18 protein-coding genes are annotated in these 18,251 nt (G+C 65.1%); 8 read left to right on the top strand and 10 right to left on the bottom strand.

Annotated elements, in window-relative coordinates; genetic code table 11:
- Positions 1-663: a TetR/AcrR family transcriptional regulator gene (locus ACFFF7_RS12855; protein ID WP_379481749.1), complete on the bottom strand. Its 663-nt coding sequence runs from the start codon at positions 661-663 to the stop codon at positions 1-3.
- Positions 664-799: 136 nt separating this feature from the next.
- Here ACFFF7_RS12855 and ACFFF7_RS12850 point away from each other — a divergent pair, with 136 nt between their 5' ends.
- On the top strand, positions 800-3,139 hold the full coding sequence (locus ACFFF7_RS12850; RefSeq protein ID WP_379481748.1) for a TonB-dependent receptor: 2,340 nt from the start codon (positions 800-802) through the stop codon (positions 3,137-3,139).
- A 72-nt stretch (positions 3,140-3,211) separates the two neighbouring features.
- On the opposite strand, the gene ACFFF7_RS12845 is transcribed toward ACFFF7_RS12850, so the two are convergent.
- From ACFFF7_RS12845 to ACFFF7_RS12835, 3 genes are all read right to left on the bottom strand, one after another.
- Entirely contained in the window at positions 3,212-3,691 is a 480-nt protein-coding gene (locus ACFFF7_RS12845) for a Smr/MutS family protein (RefSeq protein WP_379481747.1), read from the bottom strand.
- Between the two features lie 98 nt (positions 3,692-3,789).
- A complete protein-coding gene (gene mltA, locus ACFFF7_RS12840) occupies positions 3,790-5,004 on the bottom strand; it encodes a murein transglycosylase A (protein ID WP_379481746.1) in 1,215 nt (404 codons plus the stop codon).
- Positions 5,005-5,010: 6 nt separating this feature from the next.
- A complete protein-coding gene (locus ACFFF7_RS12835) occupies positions 5,011-5,649 on the bottom strand; it encodes a Tim44/TimA family putative adaptor protein (RefSeq protein ID WP_379481861.1) in 639 nt (212 codons plus the stop codon).
- 285 nt (positions 5,650-5,934) lie between these two features.
- Here ACFFF7_RS12835 and secB point away from each other — a divergent pair, with 285 nt between their 5' ends.
- Genes secB through trpS form a run of 3 tightly spaced genes read left to right on the top strand, consistent with a single transcriptional unit; the run spans position 5,935 to position 9,105 of the window.
- Entirely contained in the window at positions 5,935-6,459 is a 525-nt protein-coding gene (gene secB, locus ACFFF7_RS12830; protein ID WP_379481745.1) for a protein-export chaperone SecB, read from the top strand.
- Positions 6,460-6,499: 40 nt separating this feature from the next.
- Positions 6,500-8,068, top strand: coding sequence for a murein biosynthesis integral membrane protein MurJ (gene murJ, locus ACFFF7_RS12825; RefSeq protein ID WP_379481744.1), 1,569 nt, complete (start codon positions 6,500-6,502; stop codon positions 8,066-8,068).
- 17 nt (positions 8,069-8,085) lie between these two features.
- Positions 8,086-9,105 carry a tryptophan--tRNA ligase gene (gene trpS / locus ACFFF7_RS12820; RefSeq protein ID WP_379481743.1) on the top strand — a complete coding sequence of 340 codons (1,020 nt, stop codon included), beginning with the start codon at positions 8,086-8,088 and terminating at the stop codon, positions 9,103-9,105.
- Positions 9,106-9,117: 12 nt separating this feature from the next.
- Here trpS and ACFFF7_RS12815 read toward each other — a convergent pair whose 3' ends face one another.
- Positions 9,118-9,813 (bottom strand): DUF805 domain-containing protein, encoded by a 696-nt coding sequence (locus ACFFF7_RS12815; RefSeq protein ID WP_379481742.1) that lies wholly within the window; start codon positions 9,811-9,813, stop codon positions 9,118-9,120.
- Positions 9,814-10,014: 201 nt separating this feature from the next.
- Between ACFFF7_RS12815 and ACFFF7_RS12810 the strand changes: the two genes are divergently transcribed.
- Positions 10,015-10,692, top strand: coding sequence for a DUF4136 domain-containing protein (locus ACFFF7_RS12810; RefSeq protein ID WP_379481741.1), 678 nt, complete (start codon positions 10,015-10,017; stop codon positions 10,690-10,692).
- Between the two features lie 59 nt (positions 10,693-10,751).
- Here the strand turns inward: ACFFF7_RS12810 and dut are convergent, their stop codons facing one another.
- The gene (gene dut, locus ACFFF7_RS12805) at positions 10,752-11,234 is read right to left on the bottom strand and encodes a dUTP diphosphatase (protein ID WP_379481740.1); all 483 of its coding nucleotides are present in this window, start codon (positions 11,232-11,234) and stop codon (positions 10,752-10,754) included.
- The gene (locus ACFFF7_RS12800; RefSeq protein ID WP_379481739.1) at positions 11,188-12,855 is read right to left on the bottom strand and encodes a bifunctional phosphopantothenoylcysteine decarboxylase/phosphopantothenate synthase; all 1,668 of its coding nucleotides are present in this window, start codon (positions 12,853-12,855) and stop codon (positions 11,188-11,190) included. The genes dut and ACFFF7_RS12800 overlap by 47 nt, the downstream gene beginning before the upstream one ends.
- 104 nt (positions 12,856-12,959) lie before the next feature.
- Here ACFFF7_RS12800 and ACFFF7_RS12795 point away from each other — a divergent pair, with 104 nt between their 5' ends.
- Complete coding sequence (locus ACFFF7_RS12795) at positions 12,960-13,358, top strand: DUF4345 family protein (protein WP_379481738.1); 399 nt, start codon at positions 12,960-12,962, stop codon at positions 13,356-13,358.
- A gap of 89 nt (positions 13,359-13,447) precedes the next feature.
- A complete protein-coding gene (gene ftsH / locus ACFFF7_RS12790) occupies positions 13,448-15,385 on the top strand; it encodes an ATP-dependent zinc metalloprotease FtsH (RefSeq protein ID WP_379481737.1) in 1,938 nt (645 codons plus the stop codon).
- 4 nt (positions 15,386-15,389) lie between these two features.
- Here the strand turns inward: ftsH and ACFFF7_RS12785 are convergent, their stop codons facing one another.
- A complete protein-coding gene (locus ACFFF7_RS12785; protein ID WP_379481736.1) occupies positions 15,390-16,430 on the bottom strand; it encodes a DUF3667 domain-containing protein in 1,041 nt (346 codons plus the stop codon).
- Positions 16,431-16,518: 88 nt separating this feature from the next.
- On the opposite strand from ACFFF7_RS12785, the gene ACFFF7_RS12780 reads away from it, so the two are divergent.
- Complete coding sequence (locus tag ACFFF7_RS12780; protein ID WP_379481735.1) at positions 16,519-16,896, top strand: hypothetical protein; 378 nt, start codon at positions 16,519-16,521, stop codon at positions 16,894-16,896.
- A gap of 10 nt (positions 16,897-16,906) precedes the next feature.
- Here the strand turns inward: ACFFF7_RS12780 and ACFFF7_RS12775 are convergent, their stop codons facing one another.
- Entirely contained in the window at positions 16,907-17,656 is a 750-nt protein-coding gene (locus tag ACFFF7_RS12775; protein ID WP_379481734.1) for a hypothetical protein, read from the bottom strand.
- A gap of 140 nt (positions 17,657-17,796) precedes the next feature.
- Positions 17,797-18,141 carry a DNA-directed RNA polymerase subunit omega gene (gene rpoZ / locus ACFFF7_RS12770; RefSeq protein ID WP_379481733.1) on the bottom strand — a complete coding sequence of 115 codons (345 nt, stop codon included), beginning with the start codon at positions 18,139-18,141 and terminating at the stop codon, positions 17,797-17,799.
- Between the last annotated feature and the right edge of the window lie 110 nt (positions 18,142-18,251).

Below are 18,251 nucleotides of genomic sequence, written 5' to 3'. Positions count from 1 at the left end.
TTACCCCAATCCATCCTTCAGCAACGCGTTCGCCTCGCGTGCCACTTCGCCCAGATCGGCCTGCCCATCCATCACCCCGAAGCGCAGGCCGAGGAACACGTTCATCCCCATGATCGCCCAGGCGTGGACCTCGCTCGGCTCGACGCCCAGCTCGCCCTTGGCGCGCGCGGCCTGCAGGCGTTCGAGGATGCGCGCCGCGGTGTTGAGGTAGTGCGCGCGCCAGTCTTCGGGGGCGACGAATTCGGCCTCGTCGATGATCCGGTAGATTTCCTTGTGCTCGCGGGCGAAGCGCAGGAAGGCCTCGAGCGCCACGCCTTCGGCCGCGATCGCGCTGCCGCTGTGGCCGCGCAGGACCGGGGCGACCTGATCGCGGACCCGGCCGCTCATGTCCTGGACCAGCGCCTTGAACAGCGCCTCCTTCGATTCGAAATAGGTGTAGAAGCTGCCCAGCGCGACCCCGGCGCGGATCGTGATCGAGACGATCGAGCTGTCGTGAAACCCGCGCTCGCCGAATTCCGCCGCAGCCGCGTCGAGGATCGCGCGCTGGGTGCGCCGCCCGCGTTCGGTGCGCGGCACGCGCGGCTGTGCAACACTGCTGGCGTCCACCCCGCGTCCCTTCCCCTTGGCAGCGTCAGCCGCGCCGCTCTGTGACTTTTCCGCCACGTTCCCGCACCATTCCTGCTTCCGATCCGAAGTGCAAGCATAACCAAGTTGAAAGTTGGTTCAACTTTTATATAAGGCGAGTCAGATGGCAGGTCCGCTAGGCCCGTCACAGGACTTTCAAGGGAGAGGAACCCCGATGAACGCGCACACCCTGCTTTGCCGCGCCTCGCTGATCGCCAGCGCCATGGTCAGCCTGACCGCCATGCCCGCCCTCGCGCAGGACGCGCCGGCCGATGCCGATACCGCCGCCGATGAAGGCGCCCCGATCGTCGTCATCGCCCGCCGGATCGAGGAAAAGATCACCGACGTGCCGATCGCGATCACCGCGCTGGCCCAGGCCCAGCTCGAAAAGCAGGGCGCCAACACCCTCGCCGGGATCCAGGGCGCGGTGCCCAACCTCAACGTCGTCCAGGGCCGCGGTTCGTCGAGCTCGGCCAACCTGTTCATCCGCGGGATCGGCCAGCCCGACGCGTTGCAGACCTTCGATCCGGCGGTCGGCATCTATGTCGACGGGGTCTATTTCAGCCGCATCCAGGGCGCGCTGCTCAACCTGTTCGACGTCCAGCGGGTCGAAGTGCTGCGCGGGCCGCAGGGCACGCTCTATGGCAAGAACACCATCGGCGGCGCGCTCAACGTCGTCGCCAAGAAGCCCGACTACGACACGCTGAAGGGCGAAGCCGCCTTCACCTATGGCGATTACAACGAGACCACCGCCAAGGGCTATATCAGCGCCCCGCTGGTCCCCGGATCGGTCGCACTGTCGCTGGCCGGGATCTATGACAACCGCGACGGGATCGTCACCGATCCGCTGACCGGCAAGAAGTACAACGACCGCAACAACGCGGTTGGCCGCGGGATCCTGCGGGCCAAGGCGTCGGACAGCGTCGAACTGGTGCTGTCGGCCGATTACACCAAGCAGCGCAACGACCTGACCCTGGGCTATGCCACCGCGCCGCTGATCGGGTTCGATTACAACGCGACTTTCACCGCGGCGACCCCCTTCGTGATCGGCGCGGCCGAACCCTATGGCCCCTACGATTACAAGGCCTCGACCAGCTTCGGCCCGGGCAAGGGCCAGCAGCTCGATCACTGGGGCGTGTCGGGGACGATCAACATCGATCTGAACGACAGTGTGCAGCTGAGCTCGATCACCGCCTATCGCCGCCTGCTGTCGAAGAACTATGTCGATATCGACGCCACCCAGGCCCAGCTCGGCGACGTCTTCGTCGATGTGCGCCAGCACCAGTTCAGCCAGGAAGTGCAGCTCAAACTGACCGCCGACAAATTGAAGGGCGTGCTGGGGGCCTACTACCTCAACGAGCATATCAACTCGCACCAGGAAGCCTATGCCAACTCGTACCTGCGCTATGTCGGGACCCCGCTCAACTTCATCCGCACGATCGATGACGAGCAGGACACCAAGAGCTACGCCGCCTTCGGCCAGCTGACCTATGCCCTGACCGACCAGCTCTCGCTCACCGCCGGGCTGCGCTACACGCACGAGACCAAGGAATACTTCCGCACCACCACGGCGACCACCAGCCTCGGCGCGACGCCGATCATCGTATCGACCTTCACCTTCCCCAACAGCCTGCCCGCACCGTACAACACCGTGCAGTCGGTCAGTTTCGATGCGTGGACGCCGATGGCCTCGCTCAGCTACAAGCCGACCGAGAACACGCTGTTCTACGTATCGGCCAGCCGCGGCTTCAAGTCGGGCGGGTTCAACGGCCGCGCCAACAGCCTGGGTGATCTGACCCAGTCGGTCGGCGGCAGCAACGTTTTGGTCACCACCTTCAAGCCGGAAAACGTCTGGACCTATGAAGCCGGGTTCAAGGGCACTTTCGCCGATGGCCGCGTGTCGGTTGCGGCGGATGTCTTCCGCAGCGACTACAAGGATTTCCAGGCCCGCGTCGGCGGCGGCAACACGGGATTGACCGGGGGCAGCTTCCCCGTGCTCAACGCCGGCAAGCTGCGCATCCAGGGGATCGAATTCGAAGGCATGGTCCGCCCGTGGAGCGGCATGACGCTGACCGCTTCGATGGGCTATCTCGATGCCAAATACCTCGAATTCAACGACGGTCGCCGCGCGCCGGCGTTCTCGTGCAATCCCACCGGCACCAAGATCGTCTGCCAGCCGGCCTTTGCCCCGCCGATCACCTTCCGCGCCGGGGCCGAACAGCGCTTCCCGATCGGTGACAGCGCCAGCCTGGCGCTGGGCGGCGACATCCGCTTCGTCGACAAGCACTGGCTCTCGGTCGACAACCGCCCCGGCCTGTTCGAGGACGGCTATGCGGTGGGCAACGTCTATGCCCAGGTCGATTTCGACAAGTTCTACCTGCGCGGCATGGTCAAGAACGTCAGCGATGCGCTGTACAAGACCGATGGGCAGGAATTCAGCTCGGTCGGCAATATCCAGACCGTCTACTTCGGTGATCCGCGCACCTGGCAGGTCACTGTCGGGGTCAAGTTCTAGGGCAATCCTCCCCGTGCGCGGCGGCCTGGTGCCGCCGCACGCGAAATACCTCGCCGCGCTGGACCTTCGGGTTCAGCGCGGCTTTTTCATGACCACATAGACCGCGCCCGCGCCGCCGTGGCGCTGGTGCGCGCCGCGCACTGCGGCGATGCGGCTGGCGTGCGGGCCGGCGGCGAGCCAATCGAGCAGCTTGGCCCGGATCGCCCCGCGCCGTTCACCGCGATCGGCAGCCTCGACCGGGCGCGGCTTGCCGGTGATGACCAGCACCAGCCGCGCCCCCATCGCTGCCGCCTGCGCCAGTCCGTAATCGAGCCGGGCATGGGCCGCGTCGAGCGAATGGCCGTGCAAGTCGAGGGTGAAATCGGGCTGGATCGCAGCGCTCTGCAATTTGCGTTCCCACGATCCGTCGAGCCCGTGGCGGTCCAGCGGACGGGGCTGCGGGCGCGGGTCCGGCAGGCGCTGCGCAGGCGCCGACTTTGCCGGCTTTTCCGGCCTGGGCATCGCCTTTGGCGGGTTTGGAACATGCGGGGGCGCTTCGGCGATTTCGCTCACCGATGGGCGCGAGTCGCGGGGCAATGGCGTAACTGTCCGAGCCACACGGCGCCAAAGCTCAGCCTCTTCGGCACTCAGACCGCGCGGGGGGCGCATGGTCATTGGCTTTTGAGGCGCGCTAGCGTTCCTTTGGGCAGCAGCAGCACGGCATCGCCGCGCCCGCTCATCCCCCCGGCGACCTGTCGCGCTTCGGTTCCCGCGCCCCAGAACGTGTCAAATCGGTTGGCGCCCTTGATCGCGCCGCCGGTATCCTGCGCGATCCACAGCCCGCTGGCTTCGGGCCGGTCAAGAGCCAGCCACACCGGCGCGCCCAGCGGGACGAACGCCGGGTCGGTCGCGACGCTGTTCTTCGCCCGCACCGGAACGCCCAGCGCGCCCAGCGGCCCGTCGCTGGTCAGTTCCTTGAAGAACACGAAGCTCTGGTTCTCGCGCATCAGCGCCTTGCCCTCGGCGGGATGTTCGCGGATGTATTGCATGATCCCCTGCATCGATCCGGAATACTGGCCGGGTTCGGTGCCAAGCAGGCCGCGCTCGCGCATCACGCTGCCGATCCCGGTATAGGGCAGGCCGTTCTGCCCGGCATAGCCGATCCGCATGATCGTGCCGTCAGGCGCGCGGAGGCGTCCGGATCCCTGGATCTGGAGGAAGAACATCTCGACCGGATCGGCCGCCCAGGCGATTTCCAGGCCCTTGCCGGCCAGCGCACCGTCCTCGATCGCGGCACGGTCGTAATAGGGCACGAAGGCGCCGGTTTCGTCATAACGGCCCAGCGGCTGGGTGCCCTTCTCGGTCGGCAGGGCATCCTCTGCGCGGGCGCGGACCAGATCGGGCGGGAGCTTGTAAACCGGCACATCGAAGCCTGGCTGACGGGTGCGCACACCGCTGATCTCAGGCTCGTAATAGCCGGTAACGAAGGCCTTGCCGTCGCCGACCCGGACCGGTTCGAGCCAGGTGGCGAAGAATTGCGTTGCACTACCCTGCCATCCGGCGGCCGCGGAGCAGGCCGGCTTCCAGTCCTCGGGCCGGGTCAGTCCGGAGGTATCGGTTCGGCTGGTCAAGCGCCCGCAGCTTTCGCGGAAAGACACCAGGGCACCGGCAGCATCGTCTGCGGCGGGATTGAGCGAGGCCAGCGCCGGCCCTGCCGACAGACCGAGCAAAACCGCACTGGTAAAGGCCGGCTGTGGCAGCGTGACCTTGGGCGGCGGAGCAACAACAGGCGGCGGCGTACGCGGTTCCGGAATGATCCGTCCGCATCCGGCAAGCAGCGCAATCGAAAGAACTGCAGCCAGCCGGCGCAAGGGCAGCCGCATCATGCCGGATTAGCCCTCGTCGGTTTCGTCGAGCAGCCAGTCCGGGCTTGTAGCCGTTGTATTGCGGCTGAAGGTCCACATGTCGCGCGCCTCGATCGCATCGTCGAGCGAGCCGGCGATCATCACGCCTTCGGCATTGCGGGTCACTGCCGCAATGTCCGCCAGGAAGCGGACCGTTATCCGCGCCACCGGTGCCTTGAACGTGGCAGCAACGATCGTCGCCTCCTCGATCCGCACCAGACGGTTGTCGAGCTTTTCGCCCGCAGCCTCACGCGCGTCGATCGCAGTGTTGAAATCGGCCAGCACATCGGCGTCGCACAGGTGCGCCAGTGCCTCGCGGTCACCTTTCCAGAACGCTTCCAGCACCATGCGGTACGCCGACTTGGCGCTGTCGATGAAGGCCAGCGTGTCAAAGCGGCGGTCGGCCGCGGAAATTTCCTTGAGGCCACGCTCGATCGCCGGGGTTACGCCCGGCACCAGAGCGCGCGGCGGCAAGCCAGCCGCGGTACCGCCGTTGAGTTCCGGCGTCAGCGGGCGCGGCGCGGGATCGCCCTTGGGCTCAAACCGGGGCTGGACGGGACGCTCTTCATGCTCGGCGCGGCGGCCCAGCACGGAATAGAGCCGCAGCCCCAGAAAAGCTGCCACCATGGCCAGAATGACGATCTCTACGGTCTTGTCCACGAATCCGGTCCTTACCGCCCAAAAAGAGCTGCACGCTGCGGTCTAGGCAATGCAGTCTAGCCAGAGATAGGTAACATTGACAAATGAACAACGCGTGGACGCCCCCTGACGTGCAATTTTTGCGTCGAAGGCGTGGCTTTTGCGCAATGGCACGGGGTGCATTGCACCGCTGGCGCTTTGCCGTTGCCGCACCGGGGGCGCAGTGCTAGGCGCGCCGCCGAGATTCAACCATTTTTGCGGAAAGCCCAGACAATGTCCGACGACGGCAGCATCATCACCGACCTTGGCCTCGAAACGCCCGTTCCCAACGGTGCCGATACTGCCCCGGTTGCCGGGATCATCTCGCAGTATGTGCGCGATCTTTCGGTCGAAAATCCCAACGCACCCGACGCCTTCCAGTGGCAGGATCCGCCGCAGATCGACGTCCAGTTCAACATCAGCGCCCGCCAGCTGAGCGAGGAAGTGAGCGAGGTCGCGCTGAAGATCGACATCACCTCGAAGTGCGAAGCCGGTACCGCCTTCATCGTCGACCTGACCTATGCCGGCCTGGTCGGCATGCGCAATCTCGACGAAGTCTCGATGCACGCCTTTACCTATGCCGAAGCGCCGCGGATCCTGTTCCCCTTCGCCCGCCGCGTCGTCTCGGACGCCGTGCGCGATGCCGGCTTCCCGCCGTTCCTGCTCGAGCCGATCGATTTCAACGGCCTCTACGTGCAGCAGCTGCAGGCCCAGCAGGACGCGCAGAGCGAAGCGGCCGAAGGCGCTGCGACCAATTGAACCAACGCGCCGACAACAGGCTGGCCGGGCAGGCTGATCGATGAACCTGGCCAAGGCGCTCGGGTCGATCGGCGGGCTGACCCTGGCCAGCCGTCTGCTCGGCCTGGTCCGCGACAGCCTGTTCAGCCGCTATCTGGGGGCAAGTTTCGCTTCCGACGCGTTCCTGGTCGCGTTCCGCCTGCCCAACATGTTCCGTGCGCTGTTTGCCGAGGGGGCGTTCTCTTCGGCCTTCATCCCGCTGTTCAATAAGAAGGTCGCCGATCCTGACGGACAGGGGCTGAGGGACGGGATCGCCTTTGCCGAAGCGGCACTGGCCGTTCTGCTGCCGGTCTTGCTGGTGATGACCCTGCTGCTCGAGATCTTCGCCTGGCCGGTGACGCTGGCGCTGTCGGGCAAGTTCAACGGGATCAGCGCCGCGCAATTCGCCTTCGCGGTCGAACTATCGCGCTGGACGATCCCCTATCTGCTGTTCATCAGCTTGGTCTCGCTGCTCGGCGGGATCCTCAATTCGCTGCACAAGTTCTGGGTCAACGCCGCCGCGCCGATCCTGCTCAACCTGACGCTCATCGCCGCGCTGCTGCTGTTCCACAGCCACGAGCCGCTGTTCACTGCGCGCAACCAGGCGATCGCGGTGTCGGTATCGGGTCTGCTCCAGCTGATCTGGCTGGCCTGGGCCTGCCGTGCCAACGGGGTCAGCCTGAAGCTGCGCCGCCCGCGCCTGACGCCCGAAGTGCGCAATCTGCTGAAACTGATCTGGCCCGCTGCCGCCGGGGCCGGGGCGGTGCAGATCAACCTGGTGATCTCGACCGCGCTGGCCGCCTCGCTGCTGGCGCACGGTTCGGTGACCTACATCTACATGGCCGACCGGCTCAACCAGTTGCCCCTGGGGCTGATCGGGATTGGACTTGGCACCGTCCTGCTGCCGCTGATCTCGCGCCAATTGGGCGCAGGCGAAGAAGCCCAGGCGCTGGAAACGCAAAACCGCGGGATGGAACTGGCGCTGCTGCTGACCCTGCCCGCCACCACCGCGCTGGTACTGTGCGGCGAGCCGATTGCCGCGGCGCTGTTCGGCTATGGCCGCTATACGCCGCAAGACGTCCATTTCACCGCCCAGGCGCTGGCCGCCTTCTCGGTCGGGCTGCCCAGCTACATCCTGGTCAAGGTCCTGACCCCGGGATACTACGCCCGCCACGATACCAAGACGCCGGTGCGTTATGCGCTGATCTCGATGGCGGTCAATCTGGTGCTCAACCTGGCGCTGATCGTGCCCTTGCAGCACATGGGCCCGCCGCTGGCCACGGCAATCGCCTCCACCGTCAACGTCTGGATGCTCTACGCCACGCTGGCCAAGCGCGGACACTTCGCCTCCGATGCGCGGTTGAAGCGCCGGGCCTGGCGGCTGGCGCTGGCGGCATTGGCGATGGGCGGCGTGCTGTGGGCGGCGCAAGGCTGGATCATGCCCTATACCCACGGCACCTGGTGGGCGCGGATCGCGACGCTTGGAGTGCTGGTCAGCACGGGCATGATTGTCTATGCGCTCGCCACTTTCGTCCTTGGGGCCTTCACCCGCGAGGACATCAAACTGCTGCTGCGGCGCAAGGCCGCCTGACCGACAGGGACACTGCAATGCGTATCGTTTCCGGCATCCAGCCGACCGGCAACCTGCACCTGGGCAATTACCTGGGGGCGATCCGCAACTGGGTGAAGATGCAGGACGAGGTGACCGCCGGCGGCGGGCAGAGCCTGTATTTCCTGGCCGATCTTCACGCCATTTCCCAGCCCCACGTTCCGGCCGAGCTGGGTGAGAATACCCGCGAAATGGTTGCCGCGCTGGTCGCCTGCGGGATCGATCCCGACCGCTCGGTGCTGTTCAACCAGGCCCAGGTGCCGGCCCATGCCGAACTGCAATGGCTGCTCAACGGCACCGCGCGGATGGGCTGGCTCAACCGGATGACGCAGTGGAAGGACAAGGCCGGCAAGAACCGCGAAGGAGCCAGCGTCGCGCTGTTCACCTATCCGGTGCTGCAGGCCGCCGACGTGCTGCTGTACCAGGCGACCCACGTCCCGGTCGGCGACGACCAGAAGCAGCACCTCGAGCTGGCGCGCGACATCGCGCAGAAGTTCAACAACGACTTCGCCTCCGAAGCGGCGCCGGTGTTCACCCTGCCCGAACCGATCATCCCGCCCGAAGCGGCCCGGATCATGAGCCTGCGGGATGGATCGGCGAAGATGTCGAAAAGCGATCCCAGCGACATGAGCCGGATCAACCTGACCGACGATGCCGATGCGATCATGCAGAAGGTCAAGAAGGCAAAGACCGATCCCGAGCCGCTGCCCTCGGACAAGGGCGGGCTGGACGGCCGGCCCGAGGCTGCCAACCTTGTGGGCATCTATGCCGCGATGAGCGGGCAGAGCGTGGACGCCGTGCTCGGCCAGTTCGGCGGCGAAGGCTTCGGCCGGTTCAAGCCGGCGCTGGGCGAACTGCTGGTCGAAAGCCTGGCGCCGATCAACGCGCGCTTCCTCGATCTGCGCGCCGATCGCGAATCGCTCGACGCGATCCTTGCCAAGGGTGCGCTGAAAGCCCGCGAACTGGCCGCGCCGACACTGACTGCGGCGTATGCGGCGCTCGGCCTGGTGCGCTTCTAGACCACCCTGCGTCTAGACGACTCTGCGGCCAAACCCGCCGGCAGGACGCTGCAGGGCAGGTGCCGGACGGTGCACCGGAGGCGCTACCGGGCGATGCGAATCCTCGCCGCCGCCCTGTTGGCGCACTTCGAGCGCGCGGGCGATGGCGGCATCCCATCCGGCTTCTTCCTGTTCGCGGCCCGATAGCATCGCGCGCTGGGCACTGGCCGCATCGGCATCGTAGCCCCCGGGCATCCGCGCCGCGGCCTGCGGGGCCGCTTGTGGTGTGATCGGCTGATCGTCATCGTCATAGAACTGGCGGACATAATCGCCGGCGCGGTCCTTGCTATCGATGCAGCCGATCGTGATCATGAAGCCGAAGTCGATCAGACCGACCAGCAGCGTGGGGATCCCGGCGCTGGGATTGCGCAGGCCTTCAACCCCTTGCGACGCCCGCGCCAGGTTGGCCAGGATGCCGGCACCAAGCAGTACCCAGGGCAGAAATGCGGGCCAGTTGATGTCACGGCAGCGGCGCATCATCACGACACGGAAATAGATCCCGACCGGCACGACCAGCAGGAAGCACAGCACCGCGACGGCGATATGGCCACTGATCGCCGCAACGACGCAGCCCCCCAGCAGGCCGACTACGGCAAAAATATTGATGACGAATGCAGTCCAGTAACCGGAGCGCCCGATCCGCGATTTGTCAGCGACAGAATACGACATGGGCCTTCCCCCCACCTTGCAATGTCAGAAAGATTGCACAGCTGTGATAAGGAAAGGATAACGTTGCGGATCGCGGCATTCACCGCGGATATGGCACCATTCAACCACGATTAAGCCGACCTGGTGCAAACCACCGGCAATTCTACTCTTTTCGCCGTCCGTCGTCGATTCGCGCGGTTGGCCCCAGGAAGGACTGGCTCGATGTCATACGATAATTCCAAGCTGGCGCGGTGGGTCAAAATGGCCCTGGTGCCAATTGCCCTTGCGGCACTGGCTGCCTGTGCGCAGCCCTTCAACGCCAAGGTCTCCCGCTTCCAGAGCCAGCTGCCGGCGCCGCAGGGGCAGACCTTTGCGGTCGTGGCCGACGATGCCGCGCTGGCCGGCGGGCTTGAGTTCTCACAATACGCTCGCCTGGTCGAAGGCCAGATGGTCAAGCTGGGCTACACCCCGGCCAGCCCGGAACAGGCCAACCTGCTGGTCCGCTTCGACTATGGGGTCGATAAGGGCCGCGAGAAGGTGACCCGCAGCAGCTTCGGCCGCGATCCGTTCTGGGGTCCGTGGTACGGCGGCTATGGCTATCGCAACTTCTACAGCCCGTTCTATCGCCCGGGCCGCGCTTGGGGTTACGGCTGGTACGATCCGTTCTTCGATGACGGCTATGAAAGCTACACCGTCTACACCAGCGGGATCAGCCTGAAGATCGACCGCAAGGGCGATGGCCAGCGCCTGTTCGAAGGCAAGGCCGAAGCCGCATCGGTTTCGAACCGTCTGCCTTACCTGGTCCCCAACCTGGTCGAGGCGATGTTCACCGGCTTCCCCGGCAATTCGGGTGAAACGGTGCGCATCTCGGTCGCTCCGGAAAAGAAGACCAAGCGCTAAGACGCAAGGCTGACAGCGCAGCAAAGGGGCGGGTCCGGCAACGGCCCGCCCTTTTTGCGTCAGTTCCCCAGCGCAACCACCCCTCCGGTCGATCCGAAGCCGCCCTCGCCCCGAGCTGTCTCGTCAAGCTCATCGACCTTGAGCCAGGTAGCGCGGGTCACCGGAGCAAGCACCAGCTGGGCGATCCGGTCGCCGCGGCGGACCGCAAAGTCTTCGGTACCGTGATTGATCAGGATGACCTTCAATTCGCCGCGATAGTCGCTGTCGATCGTGCCGGGGGTATTGGGCACGGTGATCCCGTGCTTCAGCGCCAGGCCCGAGCGCGGCCGCACCTGGATCTCGAACCCCTGGGGAATCGCCACGGCAAAACCGGTTGCGACGGCATGGCGCCCGCCCGGCGCCAGCGTCACATCCTCCGCCGCCAGCACGTCCATCCCGGCGGCGCCTTCGGTGGCATAGGCCGGCAGCTCCAGCCCCTCGAAGTGCGGCAGGCGCTTAAGCAGGATCGGAATCGACGGATTCTGGGACGGGGGCAAGGACATCGGCGATTCTTTCCAGCAGGTTGGCAGCCACCGCTTCCTTTGCCATTTCGGGAAGGCTTTCGACACCCGCATCGCTGATGATATGCACCGCATTGACCGCGCCGCCCATCACGTCCCCCGAAACGTCATTGGCGACGATCCAGTCGGCGCCCTTGCGCTTGCGCTTGTCCTTGGCGTGGTCGAGCACCTTCTCGGTCTCAGCCGCGAAGCCGACGACCAGCTTGGGCCGCTTCGGGCTGGACGCGACCGAGGCCAGGATATCCGGATTTTCGGTCAGGCGCAGCGCCGGCGGGGCGCTGCCGCGCTTCTTCATCTTTTCGCCCGACACTTCGGTGGTGCGCCAGTCGGCCACGGCGGCAACCATGATCGCGGCATCGGCGGGCAGCGCCGCCTTGACCGCATCGGCCATCTGGATCGCGGTTTCGACGAACACCCGGTCGACCCCCGGCGGACATTCCAGCGCCACCGGACCTGACACCAGCGTAACCCGCGCACCCAGCCGGGCGGCCGCGGCGGCGATGGCATAGCCCTGCTTGCCGCTGGAGCGATTGGCGATGTAGCGCACCGGATCGATCGGCTCGTGCGTCGGCCCGGCGGTGACCAGCACGTGCTTGCCTTCCAGCCGGTCACTGATCGCGGCGAAGGCATCGTTCCCGGCAAAGTCGGGCTGGCCAAACAGGGGATCTTCCACCAGCGCATCGGCCAGCGCACTGCCTTCGAAGCTGTCGCCCTTGATCGGCTCGGGCGCGGCCTGGCCGGTGACGGTGTGGTTGATCGCATCGGGATCGGTCGGCGGGGCGGACTTGGCCCGGCCCTTCTTTGACAGGATCGGCGCCGCCAGCAGCACTTCGGCCGGCGGGGTCTCTTCCGGAGCAGGAATATCCTCAAGGCTGACATGCGGGATCGCATCGTCAGCATCCGCGTCTTCATCTTCGCCAAAGACCCTGCGCGAGGTCGTGCTGCGCTTGATCAGACTGCCCGCCAGACCACCCAGCCCGGTATCGACAGACTGCGCTATGGCCTCGAAATCGGGATCGCCCAGGTCGAGCTGCGGCTCGGGCGCGGGCAGGGCCAGCGCTTCCAGGCTGAGCATCTGGCACACCGCATTCCACACCGCGACCGGTTCGGGCAGGCGGCCCGGGCCATATTCGCCGCAGGCCATCGGCCCCTCGTCAGGATCGAGCACGGCGACGCCGCGTTCCATCAAGGTGCGGACATTGTCCTGCGTGGCAGCATGTTCCCACATCTTCACGTTCATCGCGGGAACGGCCAGGACCGGCTTGTCGGTCGCCAGCAGCAGCGTGGTGGCCAGGTCGTCGGCAATGCCCTGGACCATCTTGGCCATCAGGTTGGCCGTCGCCGGGCAGACCACGATCAGGTCGGCGGCGCGCGACAGCTGGATGTGGCCCATCTCAAGCTCGGCGGTCAGATCCCACAGCGTCGTATGCACCGGATTTTCGGAAAGGGCCGCCAGTGTCATCGGGGTGACGAATTGCGCCCCGCCTGACGTCAGCACGCAGGTCACCTCTCCGCCATTGCGGCGGATCAGCCGGACGAGTTCGCACGCCTTGTAGGCAGCAATGCCGCCCCCGACGATCAAGAGGATCCTTGGCCCGTTCATGGCCACCAGCTTGTGCAATTCCCCAGCCCTTCACGCAACAGGCTTTGCATCAGGGTTTTCCTGCGCCACAAAGGCTAAGTCCGGGTTAACGGGAGTTGTTTGCGATGCGCGTGATACTGACCATTCTGGTCTTCCTGTTCGGCCTGTTCGATCTGTTCATGGGGCTGAACTTCCTGTTCAACCCCCAGGGCACGGCGCCCGGTTTTGGCCTGGCAGCCACCGGCGCGCAGGGGCTGTCGACGCTGCGCGCCGATTTTGCCGCCTTTTTCGGCGTGATCGCTATCAGCATGATGATCGGGGCCTGGCGCCGCAATGCCGACCTGCTGCTGGTTCCCGCGGCGCTGATGGGCACCGCGGTAGCGGTGCGTGCCATCAGCCTGGCAGTTGACGGCACCTATCCCGGCTGGCCGGTGCCGATGGTGGTCGAACTTGCCCACGTTGTGCTGCTGATCGCCGCGTGGAAGCTGCTTCCGCATCACAGGATCGAAGAACTTACGTCCTGATCGGCTTTCCCGATCAGAGTTTCCCCTTTCGTGAACTTGCGATTCATCGGTCCCCGCCTACATTGGCGGGAGCAAAAGGATCTGCGCGCATGAATGACGAACAGCCCAGCGGCAACCCGTGGGTCAAGAACCTCCTGATCTGGGGCGGGGTCTTCCTGGTCCTGCTCTCGGTGGTCTCGCTTTTCAATTCGCGCACCGAGGTTGCGGCGCAGCAGCTGCCCTATTCGGATTTCCGCACCAAGGTTGCCGAAGGTTCTGTCACCTCGGTCGAAGTCGGTGAAAACAAGATCACCGGCAAGCTCAAGACCGGCGAGACCTTCTCGACCGTCGCCGTGCCCAACGACGCCTCGTTGCAGCAGCTGCTGCAGGACAAGGGCGTGAAGTATGAAGGCAAGGCGCCCGAGCAGGGCAATATCCTGTTCGCTCTTCTGTTCAACATCCTGCCGTTCGTCCTGCTGATCGCGCTGGCCTTTTTCGCCATGCGCCAGCTGCAGAAGGGCGGCGGTTCGGGCGCGATGGGTTTTGGCAAAAGTAAGGCCAAGATGCTGACCGAAAAGCAGGGCCGGGTGACCTTTGCCGACGTCGCCGGGATCGACGAAGCGCGCGAGGAGCTTGAGGAGATCGTCGACTTCCTCAAGGATCCGCACCGCTTTTCCAAGCTCGGCGGGCAAATCCCCAAGGGCGCGCTGCTGGTCGGCTCGCCCGGTACCGGCAAGACCCTGCTGGCCCGCGCGATCGCCGGTGAAGCGGGCGTGCCGTTCTTCACCATTTCGGGTTCGGATTTCGTCGAGATGTTCGTCGGCGTCGGCGCCAGCCGCGTGCGCGACATGTTCGAGCAGGCCAAGAAGAACGCGCCGTGCATCGTCTTCATCGACGAAATCGACGCGGTCGGGCGCCATCGCGGCCACGGCCTGGGCAATTCCAACGACGAGCGCGAGCAGACGCTAAACCAACTGCTGGTCGAAATGGACGGATTCGAGGCCAACGAAGGCATCATCATCATCGCCGCGACCAACCGTCCCGACGTGCTCGATCCGGCGTTGCTGCGCCCGGGCCGCTTCGACCGGCAGGTGGTGGTGCCGCTGCCCGATATCGAGGGGCGCGAGAAGATCCTTGAAGTGCATATGAAGAAGGTGCCGTTGGCCCCTGATGTCGAGGCACGGACCATCGCCCGCGGCACCCCCGGCTTTTCGGGTGCAGACCTGGCCAACCTGGTCAACGAGGCTGCCCTGCTTGCTGCCCGGCGCAACAAGCGCCTGGTCGCCCGGCAGGAGTTCGAGGATGCCAAGGACAAGGTCATGATGGGGGCGGAGCGCCGCTCGATGGTCATGACCGACGAGGAAAAGAAGATGACCGCCTATCACGAGGCGGGCCATGCCCTGGTTTCGGTGTTCGAGCCGGCCAGCGATCCGATCCACAAGGCGACGATCATCCCGCGCGGCGGCGCGCTGGGCATGGTGGTGCGCCTGCCCGAACGCGACCGCTATTCCTATCACCGCGACCAGATGCACGCGCAGCTGGCGGTGGCGATGGGCGGGCGCGTGGCGGAAGAAATAATCTTCGGCCATGACAAGGTGTCGTCCGGCGCGTCGTCGGACATCCAGCAGGCAACGTCGCTGGCGCGCAACATGGTCACCCGCTGGGGCATGTCGGACAAACTCGGTCCGCTGCAGTACGAAGAGCAGTCAGAGGGTTACCTCGGCTACGGCTCGTCGCAGCGCACGATGCAATCGGCCGAGACCAACAAGTTGATCGATGCCGAGATCAAGGCGCTGGTCGAAGGCGGGCACAAGCGCGCCCAGGACATCCTCAAGGGCAATGCCGAAAAGCTGCACCAGCTGGCCCAGGCGCTGCTTGAATACGAAACCCTGACCGGTGACGAGATCGACGAGCTGATCAAGGACGGCAAGATCGACCGTCCCGACCTGCCTAAGGGCGATGCCATGCGTCCCGTCCCGGTGCGCGGATCGTCGATCCCCAAGGCCGGCAAGCGCTTTGCCGGAGCCTCGGCGCGCGAACGCGGCTAAGCTGTCAGGCGGCTGTCTCGGCGAGGATCAGCAGGGCAAAGAGGATCATCGCGGCCAGCGCGACGAACAGCAATACCGCGGTTCGCCACGCCGCACCAAACCGGCCAACTCCGTAGGTGCCGCGCAGCTGGCGGTACATGTGCAGCGGCGGAACCAGCATGGCGACCGCCGCCAGTCCCGGCGCGCCAACCACCACGCCCAGCGTGAAGACGACTGTCAGCAGGGTCATGAAGCACAGCGAATAGGTGACGAACACGGTGTGGTCGTAGATCCCGAAGCGGCGGCTGAAGGGGAACAGCAGCCACACGAAGGGCACCGAGATCGGGATCAGCGCCCAGCTGAACTTGTAGGCGGTGTTCTGCAGCTTGTAGATCACGAGCGCGGGGTTGGCCTTCATCTGCTTGAGCGCCTTGTCGACCGCCGGAATGTCGCTTTGCACCTTGGCGTCTTCGAACCGCGCGTCCTTGACCTGCCGCATGACTTCCAGCGCCTGCTCCTGGCCCGCAATCTGGCCATCGACCGCCGAGGTGGACTCCCCGCGCGCGACCAACGCAGCGCGCTGCGCCTTCAGATCGGCAAGCCGCTTTTCCTGCAAGGGCATCCCCTGGTTGACGGTCTTGCCGTTAATCTTGACGATATTGCCGGGATCGAATTCCCCGGCGAACTGCTTCACCACGGCAAACATCAGGAACACGCTGAACAGGAACAGCGCGATTGGGCTGACGTAGCTGGCGCGGCGCCCGTCGATATATTCGCGGGTCAGCTTGCCCGGCTTCCACGCCAGCATCGGCAGGGTGCGCCAGATCTTGCCTTCGAAATGAAAGACCCCGTGGAGCAGGTCGTGAAAGAATGCACCCAGGGTCTTGTGGACATGTGCTGCCTGGCCGCACATGTGGCAATGGCTGCCGATCAGCGCCGTGCCGCAATTGAGGCAGGCGCTTTCATGGCTGTGGCCGTCGCCCGCTTCGCCATGGGTCGGTTCGACGGCGCGGGCAGCCAATGAACCCTCGGCAATGCTACCAATCACTTCCCCGGTTCCGGTCACGTGCAAGCTCCCCTATGCAGCGCCCCGTTCATGGTCTTGACAGCTTGGCGCGGTCAAGGCGCGTTCACGACTTTGTCTGGAGAATCCAATGCGCGTACCGACGATGACTCTTCTGGCTGCGGCAGCAATGCTGGCCACACCGGCCTTGGCGGCACCTGGCGACATGACCGTCGCCACGTTCCTTGCCAAAGTCGATGGCCTGAAGGCCAAGGGGATGATGGCGCTGCTTTCATCGGACATAAAGGTACTCAAGGCCGAGGGCATGGCCGCTGGCGAGACCTACAGGAAGCGGCTAGAGGCGGAGCGCACCCAGGGTCGACCGAGCAGCTGTCCGCCAAAGGGGAGCACGATCAATTCCAACCAGCTGATCGCCCACCTCAACACGTATGCCCCGGCTGTCCGCCCCGCCACGTCGCTGAAAACGGCTTTCGCCGACTATTTCATCAAGACCTGGCCCTGCAGATAACCCACGCGGGCTAAACCGGCGGAATCCCCAGCACGCTGCGGACAAGTGGTGGCCACCAGCCGCTGTACCAGATCGCGATTGTCGCGAACTGCCCGGCCACCAGCAAGGGGATCGCGATGCGGTAGATCCGGTGCAGCGCGCCGCGGGTGACCAGGTCATAGCCCGCCGCCACGATCATCAGCACGTTCATCCCGGTATAGAGGTGCGCCCAGGTATTGAACGGTCCGGTCCCGGTCACCTGATCGATCGCGTGGCCCCACCAGCGCTGATAGGGTCCGCCCATGATCGCGCTGGTCGCCAGCAGGATCAGCCGCTTGTGTGCCGCCGGATCGCGCCGCGCCCGCACTGCCAGGAAGGCGCAGAGCGAAAACGCGATCAGCACGTAGAGCGGGAAGGTGAAGAAGCGCACGTTTTCCGGATCGGTGTGGGCCCAGTACCGCTGGCTGTAGATTTCCGCGCCAAGCCCGGTTGCGGAGACCAGCACGGCGAGCATGGCCCCGGCCACGCCCAGCTTGCGGTGCCAGTCGGTCCTGCCGCGGTTGATCAGCAGCGCCTGGGTGGTCAGCAGCACCATCCAGCCGAAATAGACGAAGACATGGGCGACCAGAATAATCGGCGCGACATAGGGCGCCTTGCCGGCGAAACGTTCCGCAATCGGCGTGCCAAAGCCCATGGCGATGGCCAGCCACGAGGTCGCGACGAAGGCCAGCCAGAAGCGGTTGTCCCAGCCGTGCCGTATGGCAAAAGTCGTCTTTCCCATGGCCCCGTTCCCCCCGTTGCGGGGCAAGCAGAACAGGTCGCCAGCGCAGTGTCAAACCGCGGACAGCAGGCGTTCAAAAGACACGAAAAAGCCCGCGTGCCGCAGCGGCACGCGGGCCTGATTCGGGTTCAGCCGGTGGCTCAGCCTTCGTAATCGCCGCCGATCGAGGTGTTGCGCACCGGGGCCGCGGCGGTGATCCGCAGCGCTTCGGCCTGCTGGCTGAGCGAGCCGATGTCATCGACCTCGTCGTCGTCGTCGGGCAGCACGCGCTGTAGCGAGCTGACCACCGATTCCTTGAGGTTGTCGGGACGGACTGTCTGCTCGGCGATCTCGCGCAGGGCGACCACCGGGTTCTTGTCGCGATCGCGGTCGATGGTCAGTTCTGCCCCGCCCGAAATCTCGCGCGCACCCTGCGCGGCAAGCAGGACAAGGTCGAACCGGTTGGGGATCTTGTCGACACAATCTTCAACGGTAACGCGCGCCATCGGGCACTCCAATTCAGCAAATCATGCAGGGAATGGCCACTGTTACGCAGGGGCGATTCGCGAAGTCAAGGAAAATTCGCATAAATCACTGTAATTGAACAGTAAAATAA

Origin of the sequence: Novosphingobium aquiterrae, assembly GCF_042434435.1 — a bacterium.
Taxonomy (GTDB): domain Bacteria; phylum Pseudomonadota; class Alphaproteobacteria; order Sphingomonadales; family Sphingomonadaceae; genus Novosphingobium; species Novosphingobium aquiterrae.
Note: the sequence above shows the minus strand (reverse complement) of the source record. Positions and strands in the feature narration are given on the sequence as shown.

Bases quoted from the DNA above. Each gene is read 5' to 3' on its own strand.
- ACFFF7_RS12850 (WP_379481748.1), top strand. From the start codon at position 800: ATGAACGCGCACACCCTGCTTTGCCGCGCCTCGCTGATCGCCAGCGCC.
- mltA (WP_379481746.1), bottom strand. From the start codon at position 5,004: ATGATGCGGCTGCCCTTGCGCCGGCTGGCTGCAGTTCTTTCGATTGCG.
- ACFFF7_RS12835 (WP_379481861.1), bottom strand. From the start codon at position 5,649: ATGGTGGCAGCTTTTCTGGGGCTGCGGCTCTATTCCGTGCTGGGCCGC.
- secB (WP_379481745.1), top strand. From the start codon at position 5,935: ATGTCCGACGACGGCAGCATCATCACCGACCTTGGCCTCGAAACGCCC.
- murJ (WP_379481744.1), top strand. From the start codon at position 6,500: ATGAACCTGGCCAAGGCGCTCGGGTCGATCGGCGGGCTGACCCTGGCC.
- trpS (WP_379481743.1), top strand. From the start codon at position 8,086: ATGCGTATCGTTTCCGGCATCCAGCCGACCGGCAACCTGCACCTGGGC.
- ACFFF7_RS12815 (WP_379481742.1), bottom strand. From the start codon at position 9,813: ATGTCGTATTCTGTCGCTGACAAATCGCGGATCGGGCGCTCCGGTTAC.
- ACFFF7_RS12810 (WP_379481741.1), top strand. From the start codon at position 10,015: ATGTCATACGATAATTCCAAGCTGGCGCGGTGGGTCAAAATGGCCCTG.
- dut (WP_379481740.1), bottom strand. From the start codon at position 11,234: ATGTCCTTGCCCCCGTCCCAGAATCCGTCGATTCCGATCCTGCTTAAG.
- ACFFF7_RS12800 (WP_379481739.1), bottom strand. From the start codon at position 12,855: ATGAACGGGCCAAGGATCCTCTTGATCGTCGGGGGCGGCATTGCTGCC.
- ACFFF7_RS12795 (WP_379481738.1), top strand. From the start codon at position 12,960: ATGCGCGTGATACTGACCATTCTGGTCTTCCTGTTCGGCCTGTTCGAT.
- ftsH (WP_379481737.1), top strand. From the start codon at position 13,448: ATGAATGACGAACAGCCCAGCGGCAACCCGTGGGTCAAGAACCTCCTG.
- ACFFF7_RS12780 (WP_379481735.1), top strand. From the start codon at position 16,519: ATGCGCGTACCGACGATGACTCTTCTGGCTGCGGCAGCAATGCTGGCC.
- ACFFF7_RS12775 (WP_379481734.1), bottom strand. From the start codon at position 17,656: ATGGGAAAGACGACTTTTGCCATACGGCACGGCTGGGACAACCGCTTC.
- rpoZ (WP_379481733.1), bottom strand. From the start codon at position 18,141: ATGGCGCGCGTTACCGTTGAAGATTGTGTCGACAAGATCCCCAACCGG.